The organism is Gordonia rhizosphera NBRC 16068 (assembly GCF_000298195.1).
Lineage (GTDB): Bacteria > Actinomycetota > Actinomycetes > Mycobacteriales > Mycobacteriaceae > Gordonia > Gordonia rhizosphera.
Window position 1 is genome coordinate 14,761 of sequence record NZ_BAHC01000197.1, and the last position, 13,467, is coordinate 28,227.

Sequence of the window (13,467 nt, forward strand, 5' to 3'; positions counted from 1 at the left end):
CAGCACGGAGAATGGCACATCAGAGAGGATGGCGTCGTCAGCGTGAGCACACCGATCACCGACCCGTACCGGATCGTCCAGGCCGTCCGCCAGGTCGTCACCGCCACCACCGGTGGAACACCCAACGTCCCGGGCGTCGTCGCCGGCGTGACCACCGACAAGGAGACGATCGCGCTGACCGCGTCCGGCGTGCGCGCCCTCGACCGGCCGGACCCGATGACCACCGACACCGTCTTCGCGATCTTCTCCACCACCAAGGCGATCACCGCGACCGTCGCCCTCAAACTCGTCGAGGACGGCCGACTCGACCTCGACGCCCCCGCCAAGGAGTACGTGCCCGATCTCGCCGACGTCGCGGTCATCGAGGGCTTCGACGACGCCGGCGCACCCCTGCTGCGAGCGCCGAAGTCCGACCCCACAACCCGCCAATTGCTCACCCACACAGCAGGATTCGGGTACGACTTCTTCAACGAGGACTATCTGCGACTGACCCGCGACCACGGCGTCCCGAGCATCATCAGCGCCACCATCGAGTCGCTGAACACGCCATTGCTGTTCGACCCTGGCACCCGGTGGGAGTACGGCGCGAACATGGACTGGGCGGGTCTGGTGATCGAGGGGATCACCGGGATGCGCCTCGGTGACGCGATGTCGGAGTACCTGTTCTCCCCGTTGGGGATGTCGGACACCGGGTTCACCCTCACCCGCGACATGGCCGGGCGACGGGCCGTCATGCATCACCGCAACGACGACGGGTCACTGGCCCCCAATCACAAGTGGTCGTTGCCCTCCGATCCGGCCATCCACATGGGTGGGCACGGCCTGTGGTCGACCGTCGGGGACTATCTCAAGTTCATCCGGATGTGGTTGAACGATGGCGAATCCGACTCCGGCGACCAGGTCCTGCGACCGGAGACGATCGCCGATGCCGCACGCAGCCACATCGGCGATCTCAAGGTGACGGTGCTGCCCGGGGTCATCCCGGCCCTGTCCCACGACGCCGAGTTCTTCCCGGGTATGCCCAAGTCGTGGGCGCTGAGCTTCATGGTCAACGACGAGGACGCGCCCACCGGACGTCCCGCCGGTTCGCTGGCCTGGGCCGGACTGGCGAACCTCTACTACTGGATCGATCGACGCAACAAGATCGGCGGATACTGGGCGACCCAGATCTTCCCCTTCGCCGATCCCACCTCCGTGGGCGGCTACCTCGACTTCGAGACCGCCACCTACCGCGCCCTCGGCTGAGCCGCTCGGCTGAGCCCTCTAGCAGTTCTTCCCCCGGACTTCGGGTCGCCCACTGTCGCAGGTTGGGAATCTTCGGAAGTCCGGGGGAAGAGCCCTTTCTTGGGGGTCACCTGCACAGATATGGGACCTACAGCCCTGGTGTAGCGCAGCAAATCGTGCGCTGTCTCACAGTGAGACGGGTGTGTCGCAGATCACCCTGTTGTATCGAAAGCGCTTCAGCCCAGCAGGCCGGCACCGCGCCGGCTCTCTCTCAGGAGGCGCACATTGAGCAGGCAGAGCTTGACCAAGGCCCATGCGAAGATCACCGAGCTGTCGTGGGAGCCCACCTTCGCCACCCCGGCAACCCGGTTCGGAACCGACTACACATTCGAGAAAGCACCGAAGAAGGATCCGCTCAAGCAGATCATGCGGTCGTACTTCCCGATGGAGGAGGAGAAGGACAACCGCGTCTACGGCGCCATGGACGGCGCGATCCGCGGCAACATGTTCCGCCAGGTCCAGGAACGCTGGCTGGAATGGCAGAAGCTGTTCCTGTCGATCATTCCGTTCCCGGAGATCTCGGCGGCCCGCGCGATGCCGATGGCCATCGACGCGGTGCCGAATCCGGAGATCCACAACGGTCTCGCGGTGCAGATGATCGACGAGGTTCGTCATTCGACGATCCAGATGAACCTCAAGAAGCTGTACATGAACAACTACATCGATCCCGCCGGCTTCGACATCACCGAGAAGGCGTTCGCCAACAACTACGCGGGCACCATCGGCCGGCAGTTCGGTGAGGGCTTCATCACCGGCGACGCCATCACCGCCGCCAACATCTACCTGACCGTGGTCGCCGAGACCGCGTTCACCAACACCCTGTTCGTCGCGATGCCCGACGAGGCCGCCGCCAACGGCGACTATCTGCTGCCGACGGTGTTCCACTCGGTGCAGTCCGACGAGTCCCGGCACATCTCCAACGGCTATTCGATCCTGCTGATGGCGCTCGCCGACGAGCGCAACCGTCCTCTGCTGGAACGCGACCTGCGCTACGCGTGGTGGAACAACCACTGCGTGGTCGACGCCGCGATCGGCACCTTCATCGAGTACGGCACGAAGGACCGTCGCAAGGACCGCGAGAGCTACGCCGAGATGTGGCGCCGGTGGATCTACGACGACTACTACCGCAGCTACCTCCTGCCGCTGGAGAAGTACGGGCTGGTGATCCCGCACGACCTCGTCGAGGAGGCGTGGAACCGCATCGTCGACAAGTTCTACGTGCACGAGGTGGCCCGCTTCTTCGCCACCGGCTGGCCGGTCAACTACTGGCGCATCGACCCGATGACCGACAAGGACTTCGAGTGGTTCGAAGAGAAGTACCCCGGTTGGTACAACAGGTTCGGCAAGTGGTGGGAGAACTACAACCGCCTCAAGTACCCGGGCAAGAACAAGCCGATCGCGTTCGAGGACGTCGACTACGAGTACCCGCACCGCTGCTGGACCTGCATGGTCCCGTGCCTCATCCGTGAGGACACCGTGATGGACAAGGTCGACGGACAGTGGCGCACCTACTGCTCGGAGACCTGCGCCTGGACCGACAAGACCGCCTTCCGTCCTGAGTACGAAGGACGCGCGACACCGAACATGGGTCGTCTCACCGGGTTCCGCGAATGGGAGACCCTGCATCACGGCGGGGATCTTGCCGACATCATCTCGAACCTCGGCTATGTCCGCGATGACGGCAAGACGCTCATCGGCCAACCGCATCTGAATCTCGACCCGGACAAGATGTGGACCCTCGACGATGTGCGCGGCATCCAGTTCGGCAGCCCGAACATCGCGCTCAACGAGATGTCCGACGACGAGCGTCAGGCTCACATGGCGGCCTATCGGGCGAACAAGAACGGCGCTGTCACGGCCTGACGTCCCGACGCCCCACCCGCTGGTCGACTGGTCTCGATACACCGCTCACTCCGTTCGCGGCTACTCGACCAGCGGGAAGGTTCGCGGCTACTCGACCAGCGGAAGGGACCTCTACTCGACCAGCGGGACAACCACCACCCCACCCGCTGGTCGAGTAGATCCGAGCCGCTGGGCGAGGAACGTATCGAGACCACCTCGGCAGCAATCGAACAGGAGAAGACGTGGCCGACACCCACCGCATCAATTTCGAACCCGTCGATATCGAGATGGAGGTCAGCGAGGACGAAACCATCCTCGATGCCGCCTTCCGGCAAGGTATCCACCTGATGCACGGATGCCGGGAGGGTCGGTGCTCGGCGTGCAAGTCCTACATGCTCGACGGCGACGTCCAGATGGATGACTACTCGACCTTCGCATGCAACGAGGCCGAGGAGGCGGAGGGATACGTCCTGCTGTGCCGGACGTACGCCTACAGCGACTGCGAGATCGAACTCCTCAACTTCGACGAGGACGAATTGCTCGGCGGCGCACCGATTCAGGACATCCGCACCCGGATCGCCGCGATCGAACCGTTGACCCGCGACATCGTCTCGCTGCGACTCGACGTCATCGAACCGGAGACCTTCGAGTTCAAGCCCGGCCAGTACGCCGATCTGCTCATCCCCGGCACCGACCAGAAGCGCTCGTTCTCGATCGCGACGACGCAGAGCACACCGGACCGGCTGGAGTTCCTGATCAAGAAGTATCCGGGCGGCCTGTTCGCCGGCTTGCTCGACGATGGCCTCTCCCCCGGCGACGAGATCATGGTCAACGGCCCGTACGGATCGTGCACCCTGCGCAACGGTCATGTGCTGCCGATCGTCGCCATCGGCGGCGGGGCGGGTATGGCCCCGCTGCTGTCGCTGATCCGGCACATCGCCGAGGACGAGATCAATCGTCCGGTCCGGTTCTACTACGGAGCCCGCACCGCGGCCGACCTGTTCTGTCTCGACGAGATCGCTTCTCTCGGAGAGAAGATCAAGGATTTCACATTCACCGCCTGCCTGTCGGAATCGACCGCCGACGCACCGGAGGGGGTCAGGGTGCTCGGCGGCAACGTCACCGACATCGTCAACGACAACGAGACAGACCTAGCCCGAACGGAGGTTTATTTCTGCGGTCCCCCACCGATGGTCGACGCGGCGCTCGCGCTCGCCGAACAGCACGAGATGCCCAGGGACCAGATCTTCTTCGACAAGTTCACCAGCCCCGCATTCGACTGACCAGTCAGCCGCGAGAACAGGAACGGAAGGCATGTCCGCACCAGCAGCACCCCGGGAACGCAGTTTCCCGTCCATCGAGTTCACCGACGCCGAGGCCGGCGCCAAGGTGTTCCCGAGCAGCACCAGCCGCAAGTACAACTACTATCAACCTGCCCGCAAGCGCGCCACCATGTACGAGGACGTCACCGTCGACGTACAGCCCGACCCGGAACGACATCTGACCCAGGGCTGGATCTACGGTTTCGGCGACGGCCCCGGCGGATATCCACCTGAGTGGACGACGGCGAAGTCGACCAACTGGCACGCGTTCCTGGACCCCAACGAGGAGTGGGAACAGTCCATCTACCGCAACAACTCAGCGGTCGTACACCAGGTCGATCTCTGCCTGCAGAACGCGAAACGGGCACGTGCCTACGACAACTGGAACTCGGCATGGATGAAGTTCATCGAACGAAATCTGGGCGCGTGGATGCACGCCGAGAGCGGCATGGGGCTGCACGTGTTCACCTCGATCCAACGATCGGCCCCGACCAACATGATCAACAATGCGGTCGCGGTCAACGCAGCTCACAAACTGCGTTTCGCACAGGATCTGGCACTGTTCAACCTCGACCTGTCCGAGGCCGAAGAACCCTTCGACGGCTCGGCGCACAAGGAGGTTTGGCAGTCCGCTCCCGAATGGCAACCCACCCGCGAGGCCGTCGAACGCCTCACGGCGATCGGTGACTGGTGCGAATTGCTGTTCGCCACCAACATCGTCTTCGAACAACTGGTCGGCTCGCTGTTCCGGTCAGACCTGGTGATGCAGGTCGCGGCCCGAAACGGCGACTACATCACCCCCACCATCGTCGGCACCGGCGAGTACGACTACGCGCGGGATCTGAACTACTCGCGTGCGCTCTTCCAGATGCTCGCGCGGGACGAACAATATGCGGTGGACAACCGGAAGTTGTTCTCCGACTGGATGTCCGAGTGGGTCCCGCGGTGTCTCGACGCGGCCCGGGGACTGCAGCCGATCTGGTCGCAGCCGACCGACAAGTCCATCACCTTCTCCGCCAGCCTCGACGCTGCGAAGACGAAGTTCCGAGACGTCCTGTCCTCCATCGATGTCGATATCCCCGAGGAGTTGAACCAGTGAGCAGCACCATGCATTTCGGCACTGATACCGAGTTCTCCAACATGTGCGGCGTGACCCTGATGAACACGCCGGTCGGTCGGGTGGTCGCCGACGTCATGGGCGCCAAGGACGGCGTCGAGCTGACCGAGTACCCCTCGATGATCCGTGTCGACGGCGTCAACCGCCTCACCTTCGACTACGACGAACTGACCGACGCGCTCGGCCAGGAGTTCGACGGTTCGATCTTCGAGGAGATCAGCTCGACCCACTACGGCCGGATGGTCCATCTCGACGACATGACCATCCTGTTCGCCAGCCCCGAGGATGCCGCCGAGTTCATCGGCTTCGATCTCACCGCGTCCTCCTGACAGCCTCACCGCCCGGGGGTGGCCGCCACACCCCCGGGCGGTGAACTCCAACCTCGGCGGCGGACCCTACGCCGACCCGCCGACAAGTGGTGCTGTTCCGGACAGAACCACCAAGCCCACCATCAGCCCTCACGAGATTGCGAGTGAAGAAATGTACGAGAAGAACGGGGACAAGTACTTCGTCGTCGATGCCCACGTCCACCTCTGGGACGGACGCGAGAGCAATCAACGCAACATCCACGGCAAACAGTTCATCGATTGCTTCTACGACTATCACCGGAACCTCAGTCCCGAGGAGGAGGTGTGGGACTACGACACCTACTGCTACTACGGGCCCGACCGGTTCATGCATGACCTGTTCACCGACGGCCCGGCCGATCACGCGATCTTCCAGGCGACGATCCTGCGGGACTTCTATGTCAACGGTTTCGCGCAGGTCGACGACTCGTTCAAACTCGCGACGGACAACCCGGACAAACTCACCTACAACCACGCCTACGATCCGCGCGACGGTGAGCAGGGTCTCGACCAGCTGCGCCGCGACGCCGAGGCCATGCACCTGCAGGGCGTGAAGCTCTACACCGCCGAGTGGCATGGCGACTCGCGCGGCTACAAGCTCGACGATCACTGGTCGCGACGGTATCTCGAGGAATGTATCGAACTGGGGATCAAGAACATCCACGTCCACAAGGGGCCGACGATCCGTCCGCTGGATCGCGACGCGTTCGATGTCGCCGATGTCGACAAAGTGGCCACCGACTATCTCGACCTCAACTTCATCATCGAGCACGTCGGACTGCCCCGGCTCGAGGACTTCTGCTGGATCGCCACCCAGGAGTCCAACGTGTACGGGGGTCTGGCCGTGGCGATCCCGTTCATCCACACCCGGCCTCGCTATTTCGCCCAGATCATCGGCGAACTCCTCTACTGGATCGGTGAGGACAAGATCCTGTTCGCCTCCGACTACGCCCTGTGGAATCCGCGCTGGCTCGTCGACCGTTTCGTGGACTTCCAGATCCCCGAGGACATGACCGAGTACGCGCCGATCACCGTCGAGCAGAAGAAGAAGATCCTCGGCCTCAACGCCGCCGCCCTGTACCCGAACATCAAGGTGCCCGAGGAGTTGCGAATCCCCACCGCGGCAGCCGATCCCGGTGCCGAGGTCGCCACCGGCGCCCAGGACACGGTGACGTCATGACCGCGGTCGCCACCGTCGGGCACCCGACGTCGGCGACCGGCGACGTCACGGATGCGGTGCTGGCCGCGCTCTCGACCGTCGTCGACCCCGAACTCGACGAGCCGATCACCGATCTGCGGTTCGTGCGGTCCATCACCCTCGACGATGACGGCGTCACCGTCCACCTGCGGCTCCCGACGTCGTTCTGCTCACCGAATTTCGCCTACCTGATGGCTTCGGACGCACAGGACGCGCTGCAACACGTCGATGACGTCGGGCTTGTCCGGGTGATGCTCGACGACCATCACGACAGCGACAAGATCAACGCGGGACTGGCCGTCGAGGCAGGTTATGTCGGCACGTTCGGGGTCGAGGCCGAGGAGAGCCTCGACGAGTTGCGCGACATCTTCGTCCGCAAGGCACACATCGCCGCCATGGAACGTGCCCTGACCGATGTGCTCGCCCGAGGGCTGGTCGAACTCGACGATCTCGGGCACGTCACGTTGCGCGACCTGCCGCCCGGACCGAAGAAGGGCGCGCTGCTGCGCCGCCGCGCCAACGCCGGATTGAGTCTGTGCCCCAACAGTCTCGTCCTTGTCGACGACGACGGACACCCGGTGCCCGCCGACGGCGTCGGCCTCCGGTTCCGCTTCGCGCGCTCGGTCCGGATCTCGATGGAGGGCAACGGCCACTTCTGTCGCGGACTGCTCGCCACCCGCTATGCCGACGACGCCGACTGCAACGGCACGTCGGGACCCGTCATCACCGATCTGAGAACCCACAGGAGTGCATCATGAAGGCCGTACAGGTCGTCGGCTATCACGACAAACTGCAGCTCACCGAGATCCCCGATCCGCAGATAACCGGGCCGCTCGATGTGATCGTGCGGATCGGCGGCGCCGGTGTGTGCCGCACGGATCTGCACATCCTCGAAGGCCAGTGGGCCGAGAAGAGCGGGGTTTCGTTGCCCTACACGATCGGCCACGAAAACGCCGGCTGGGTGCACGCGGTGGGTGATGCCGTTACCAACGTCGCCGTCGGCGACACCGTGATCATGCACCCGCTGATCACCTGCGGACTGTGCCGGGCCTGCCGGTCCGGCGACGACGTGCACTGCGAGAACAGCGCCTTTCCCGGTATCGACACCAACGGGGGCTACGCCGATTTCCTGAAGACCACGGCACGTAGCGTGGTGAAGATCGACGATTCGCTGGAACCAGCGGACGTCGCGGCGCTCGCCGACGCGGGACTCACCGCGTATCACGCCGCGGCGAAGGTCGCACGGGCCACCTATCCAGGTGCCTACTGCGTGGTCATCGGCGCAGGAGGACTGGGGCACATCGGGATTCAGGTCCTCAAGGCCATCTCCGGGGTGACCATCGTGGTGGTCGACCGCAATCCCGACGCGGTGGCGCTCGCCGTCGAGGTCGGCGCCGACCACGGCATCGTGGCCGACGGGACCCACGTGCAGCAGGTACTCGACCTGACCGGCGGTGCGGGTGCCGAAGCGGTCCTCGACTTCGTCGGTGAGGGCGGCGCGACCGCCGAGGGTGTGGCCATGTTGCGGCGTGCCGGCAACTACTTCGTGGTCGGCTACGGCGAGAACATCGACGTGCCCACCATCGACATCATCTCCACGGAGATCAATTTCATCGGCAACCTCGTGGGTTCCTACAACGATCTCACGGAACTGATGACCCTTGCCGCGCAGGGCAAGGTCACCCTGCACACCGCCAAATACGCCCTCGACGACTTCCAGCAGGCCATCGACGATCTCGATGCCGGCAGGGTGAGAGGGCGCGCCATCCTGATTCCCTGACATACCGATTACCTTCCCCCCGAACACATCTCCCGTATACACATCACGAAAGGTTCTTCGATCATGGCCAAAGAGTTGCGCTACAACGCCGAGGCGCGGCTGCGGCTGGAGCGGGGCGTCAACGCCCTCGCAGACGCTGTCAAGGTGACGCTGGGCCCCAAGGGCCGCAACGCCGTTCTGGAGAAACTGACCGGTCCACCCACGATCACCAATGACGGTGTCACCATCGCGCGGGAGATCCAACTGCGGGATCCGTTCGCCAACATGGGCGCCCAACTCGTCAAAGAAGTCGCGATGAAGACCAACGGTGTCGTCGGTGACGGCACCACCACCGCGACCGTGTTGGCTCAGGCCATGGTCCGGGAGGGCCTGCGCGCCGTCGAACAGGGCGCCAACCCGATGCGGGTGCGCCGCGGCATCGAACGGTCGGTCGCCACGGTGACCGCCGCGCTGACCGAGCAGGCCGTGCAGATCGGTGGGCGCGGCGATCTGGAACGGATCGCCAGCCTGGCAGCCAGCGACGACGAGGTCATCGGTGCGGTCATCGCCACCGCCGTCGAGCACGTCGGCAAGAACGGAGTGATCACCACCGAGGAGAGTGACACACTCGGCCTGACGGTCGACGTGGTGGACGGCATCGAGTTCGACCACGGCTACATCTCGGGCTACATGGTGACCAACCCCGAGCGCATGGAAGCGGTGCTGGAGAACCCAGTGGTGTTGCTCACCAACAAGAAGATCACCGCGGTTCAGGAGATCATGCCGAGCATCGAGGCGGCCAAGCGGGCCGACCGCCCGTTGCTGGTGCTCGCCGAGGACGTCGACGGACCGGCGCTGCAGCTGCTGGTCGGCGGCAACATGCACAAGACGATGCAGTCGGTGGTGGTGCGCGCACCCGGCTTCGGCCATCGCCGCGTCGCCGAACTCGAGGACCTGGCGATAGCGCTCGGCGGACACGTGATCGCCAAGGACACCGGCGTCGAGTTGTCCGAGGTGACCATCGACCGCCTCGGCACCTGTGATCGGGTGACCGTCACCGAGAACGAGACGACCATCGTCGGCGCGCACGGTGACCAGACCCTGGTCGACGCCCGCGTCGCACAACTCGAGGCACAGCTCGGCCGCGCCCGGATGGATCCCGACCGGGACAGCCTCGAACTGCGCATCGCCCGACTGACCGGACGCGTCGCTGTCATCAGGGTCGGCGGGGTCACCAGCGTCGAGCTCAAGGAACGCATGCTCCGCGTCGAGGATGCACTGGCCGCAACCCGCGCCGCCGTGGAGGCCGGCATCGTGTCCGGCGGCGGGACGGCGCTGGCACAGGCACACCGAGCGCTGGAGTCGCTGGTCGCCGAGGGCGACGAAGCGGTGGGGATCGACGTGGTGCGCCGTTCGCTCGCCGAACCGCTGTTCTGGATCGCCACGAACGCGGGATTCGACGGTGAGGAAGTCGTCAAGGTGGTCACCGGGCTGCCCATCGGGCACGGTTTCAACGCCTTGACCGGCGCATACGGCGACATGTTCGACGAGGGCGTGATCGATCCGTGCAAGGTGACGCGGGCCGCGTTGGAGAGCGCCGCCTCGATCGCGGCTCTGCTGATCACCACCGAGACCGCCGTCGTCGAAGAGGTCCTGACGAATCCCGGCGCCATCGTCGCGCCCGGATTCGGAGATCTGGCCGAGGGGATGGTGCGGCCCTCGAACATCTACTGACGCGACGCCGGTTAGTTCCGCAACCCGAGCTGGGCCGGTCGCGATCGGAACACATAGTTGTTCTCCGGCGTAGATCGTGACCGGCCCTCCCCAGCGAGACCCGCACCGGCACCCCGTGTGGCGTCGGCGCGGTGTCCGCTAGACTGAAAATTGAGAGTGAGATCCAGATCACAGAGGAGTCTGCTGTTTCTGTGAGTCCCCAGCACAGCTTTCCCGCCGGCGCACGCGGCGGGGTCGCTGCTGCGCGCGAACGCTTCCTCACCGACGACGACATCGACGGCGACGTCCGAGACAGTATCTCCACGTCGTGGCGACGATCCCGGGCGTTCAACGTGCACGCCGATCGGTTGGATCTGCCGTTTGTGCGCGAACCCAACCTGGAGAGCCCGCTGGTCTCCGCGGCACGGCCGGTCATCCACCAGCTCGCCGACGACTTGTCCACCGAACCGGTGAGCATCATTCTGACCTCCCCGGACGGCGTCGTGTTGTCGCGCAAGACGGCCAGCCGACGCCTGGACAAGATGCTCGACGTCGTCAGCCTCGCTCCGGGCTACTCCTACAGCGAGGAGCACGCGGGCACCAACGGCATCGGCACCGCCCTGGAGAACCGACAGGCCACGCTGGTCCGCGGTTCGGAGCACTACGCGGGCTGCTTCGCACAGCTCTCGTGTGCCGGGGTGCCGATCGTCCACCCGGTATCCGGCGCCGTGATCGGAGTCCTGGATCTCACCGGACTCGCCGACGACGGCGGGCCACTGCTGCTCTCGCTCGCGAAATCCGCCACCGCCCAGATCGAGCAGCGGTTGCTCTCCCAAGCCAGCGAACGCGAAACCCGTCTGCTCAACGCCTACCTCGCGACGTGCCGACGGGCACCGAAGATGATGGTGCTCGCAATCGCCGGCGATGTCGTGCTGATGAATCACCGACTCCGTCTCGCCGTCGACCCGCAGGACCAGATCGCACTACTCGAGCACGCCGTCGATCAGACGCTCGACGCGTCGTCGGCACGGCGGGTGCGTACCCTGGCGAGCGGTCGGATCGCACGGCTCTCCCCGATCGACGAGTACTGGGACGAGCAGACGGGGATGGCGGTGTTCCACGTCCACATGCTGTCCGCGGCCGAACGGCCGCCATCCCGCCCCATCGCCCGCACCGGCATGTCACTGCCCGGTGTCGTCGGGCGCAGTTCGTCGTGGCAGCAGTGCTGCGACCGGATCGTCCGGGCCGTCGAGGCGTCCGAATGGCTGGCGGTGTCCGGCGAGGACGGCTCCGGTCGGTCAGCGCTCCTTCGTGCGGCCGCGACCCGGGCACGAGGCAGCAGCCGCGTCTTCGCCCCACAGGACCTGCGGTCGGCGGAGACACTCGACGCCCTGGCCGCGGAGCTCGACCGCGACGACTTCACCATCATCCTGCGCGACATCGACCAGGTCGACGAGCAGACACTCGTCACCGTGGCAGGTCTGCTGACGGGGCGTGAAGAGGCGGGGTGGATCGGCGTCACGATCGGCGACGGAGGGGCCGGTTCCGACGACGATACCGGCGCGGCGGCGTTCCTGCTCCCATTCTTTGCTCACACCGTGCCGATACCGCCACTGCGTCACCGGATCGAAGACCTCCACGATCTGATTCCGACGCTGCTGCGTCAGCTGACCCGCGGCCGCGAGTTGAAGGTGTCGTCGGATGCGATGCGGCAGCTCAGTAAGTACAGCTGGCCGGGCAATGTCGCAGAGCTACGGCAGATATTGCGCGAGATCGTCACTCACCAACGGTCCGGAGTCATCGACGTCGCCCAGCTCCCGCCCTCCTGCCGTTCGCTGAGTCGGCACACACTGACGCGGATCGAGGCCATCGAACGCGATGCGATCATCCGGAGTCTCGAGGAGAACGGCCACAGCAAGGCTGCCGCTGCCGCGGCGCTGGGGATCTCGCGCGCAACGATCTACCGCAAGATCAAGGAATTCGGCATCGACGTCTGACGCCTGACGCGCGTCGAGCCTCCCGCCCCACCCCGCCCCACCCCACCCCGCCCCACCCCGCCCCGTCGACCGTGCACCCCCCACGTCGACCGTGCAAACCCCGGCGTCCAGCGTGCACGAATTTCCGTCGACCGTGCACACCATTCTGTCGAGCGTGCACGAATTTCCGTCGAGCGTGCGTGATCGACGGGCCGGGCACGCACAGTCGACGTCCACACGTGCACGGTCAACGTTCAGACCCGTCGACCGTGCACACGTCGGCGTCGAGCGTGCACAGATCTCGCTCTGGTGCGCACGCTCGACGATGAGGTGCGCACGCTCGACGCTCAGGTGCGCACGATCGACGTGGTGGTCCCAGGTCCGCCGAACGATCGACCCCCAGAAATCTGGGCGGGGAAATCCCCGCTGCATCGGGATGGGAATCGCACTGCGCACAGGCGAATCTCATATGCATGAACACCACAACCCCAACCACGAGACGGATCAACCCGTCGAACTGGAACACACCCCTACGCTTCGACCAAGCCCAATTACGTCCCGCCCCAAGCGAAATCATGACGCTGGCGGGGCAGGCCTCCATCGACGACGACGGCCGCGTGCTGCACGAGGGTGACGTCGAGGCGCAACTCTCACTCGCCGTCCACCGCGTCGAGGAGCTGCTCGCCGAGGCCGACATGACCCTCGCCGACGTTTTCTCATTCACTCTCTACACCACCGACATTCCCGGCACCCTGGCCGCCTACGAAGCGCTGACCGAACGCCTCGACGTCGTCGGCGCGACACCGCCGGCGACGCTGGTCGGCGTCGCCGCCCTCGCCCTGCCCGGGCTGGCCGTCGAGATCACGGCCCAGGCCGGCCACTGACCAGAGTCACCGAAGTACGAATCCG

The 13,467-nt window shown here is 65.1% G+C and carries 11 protein-coding genes; all 11 read left to right on the forward strand.

Going from position 1 to position 13,467, the window contains the following annotated elements:
* Positions 1-42 precede the first annotated feature (42 nt).
* The 11 genes from acmB to GORHZ_RS23730 all read left to right on the forward strand — a co-directional run bounded on the left by acmB (position 43) and on the right by GORHZ_RS23730 (position 13,442).
* Positions 43-1,245, forward strand: coding sequence for a methyl acetate hydrolase AcmB (gene acmB / locus GORHZ_RS23680; RefSeq protein ID WP_006337582.1), 1,203 nt, complete (start codon positions 43-45; stop codon positions 1,243-1,245).
* A 264-nt stretch (positions 1,246-1,509) separates the two neighbouring features.
* Positions 1,510-3,147, forward strand: a complete 1,638-nt coding sequence (locus tag GORHZ_RS23685; protein WP_006337583.1) for an aromatic/alkene/methane monooxygenase hydroxylase/oxygenase subunit alpha — start codon at positions 1,510-1,512, stop codon at positions 3,145-3,147.
* Positions 3,148-3,368: 221 nt separating this feature from the next.
* Positions 3,369-4,409: a 2Fe-2S iron-sulfur cluster-binding protein gene (locus tag GORHZ_RS23690; RefSeq protein ID WP_006337584.1), complete on the forward strand. Its 1,041-nt coding sequence runs from the start codon at positions 3,369-3,371 to the stop codon at positions 4,407-4,409.
* Between the two features lie 31 nt (positions 4,410-4,440).
* Positions 4,441-5,547, forward strand: coding sequence for an aromatic/alkene monooxygenase hydroxylase subunit beta (locus tag GORHZ_RS23695; protein WP_006337585.1), 1,107 nt, complete (start codon positions 4,441-4,443; stop codon positions 5,545-5,547).
* 8 nt (positions 5,548-5,555) lie between these two features.
* Entirely contained in the window at positions 5,556-5,894 is a 339-nt protein-coding gene (gene mimD, locus GORHZ_RS23700; protein ID WP_040533255.1) for a propane 2-monooxygenase effector subunit MimD, read from the forward strand.
* Between the two features lie 151 nt (positions 5,895-6,045).
* Positions 6,046-7,092: an amidohydrolase family protein gene (locus tag GORHZ_RS23705; protein ID WP_006337587.1), complete on the forward strand. Its 1,047-nt coding sequence runs from the start codon at positions 6,046-6,048 to the stop codon at positions 7,090-7,092.
* Positions 7,089-7,868 carry an iron-sulfur cluster assembly protein gene (locus tag GORHZ_RS23710; RefSeq protein WP_006337588.1) on the forward strand — a complete coding sequence of 260 codons (780 nt, stop codon included), beginning with the start codon at positions 7,089-7,091 and terminating at the stop codon, positions 7,866-7,868. The genes GORHZ_RS23705 and GORHZ_RS23710 overlap by 4 nt, the downstream gene beginning before the upstream one ends.
* Positions 7,865-8,890 carry an NAD(P)-dependent alcohol dehydrogenase gene (locus GORHZ_RS23715; RefSeq protein ID WP_006337589.1) on the forward strand — a complete coding sequence of 342 codons (1,026 nt, stop codon included), beginning with the start codon at positions 7,865-7,867 and terminating at the stop codon, positions 8,888-8,890. The genes GORHZ_RS23710 and GORHZ_RS23715 overlap by 4 nt, the downstream gene beginning before the upstream one ends.
* Positions 8,891-8,953: 63 nt before the next feature.
* Positions 8,954-10,603, forward strand: a complete 1,650-nt coding sequence (gene groL / locus GORHZ_RS23720; protein WP_006337590.1) for a chaperonin GroEL — start codon at positions 8,954-8,956, stop codon at positions 10,601-10,603.
* Between the two features lie 191 nt (positions 10,604-10,794).
* On the forward strand, positions 10,795-12,579 hold the full coding sequence (locus GORHZ_RS23725) for a sigma-54-dependent Fis family transcriptional regulator (protein ID WP_006337591.1): 1,785 nt from the start codon (positions 10,795-10,797) through the stop codon (positions 12,577-12,579).
* A 452-nt stretch (positions 12,580-13,031) separates the two neighbouring features.
* Entirely contained in the window at positions 13,032-13,442 is a 411-nt protein-coding gene (locus tag GORHZ_RS23730) for a RidA family protein (RefSeq protein ID WP_040533216.1), read from the forward strand.
* Positions 13,443-13,467 lie beyond the last annotated feature (25 nt).

What these genes read in the sequence shown, in the direction of transcription:
- GORHZ_RS23695 (WP_006337585.1), top strand. Translation starts at nt 4,441, where the DNA reads ATGTCCGCACCAGCAGCACCCCGGGAACGCAGTTTCCCGTCCATCGAG.
- mimD (WP_040533255.1), top strand. Translation starts at nt 5,556, where the DNA reads ATGCATTTCGGCACTGATACCGAGTTCTCCAACATGTGCGGCGTGACC.
- GORHZ_RS23705 (WP_006337587.1), top strand. Translation starts at nt 6,046, where the DNA reads ATGTACGAGAAGAACGGGGACAAGTACTTCGTCGTCGATGCCCACGTC.
- GORHZ_RS23710 (WP_006337588.1), top strand. Translation starts at nt 7,089, where the DNA reads ATGACCGCGGTCGCCACCGTCGGGCACCCGACGTCGGCGACCGGCGAC.
- GORHZ_RS23715 (WP_006337589.1), top strand. Translation starts at nt 7,865, where the DNA reads ATGAAGGCCGTACAGGTCGTCGGCTATCACGACAAACTGCAGCTCACC.
- groL (WP_006337590.1), top strand. Translation starts at nt 8,954, where the DNA reads ATGGCCAAAGAGTTGCGCTACAACGCCGAGGCGCGGCTGCGGCTGGAG.
- GORHZ_RS23730 (WP_040533216.1), top strand. Translation starts at nt 13,032, where the DNA reads ATGAACACCACAACCCCAACCACGAGACGGATCAACCCGTCGAACTGG.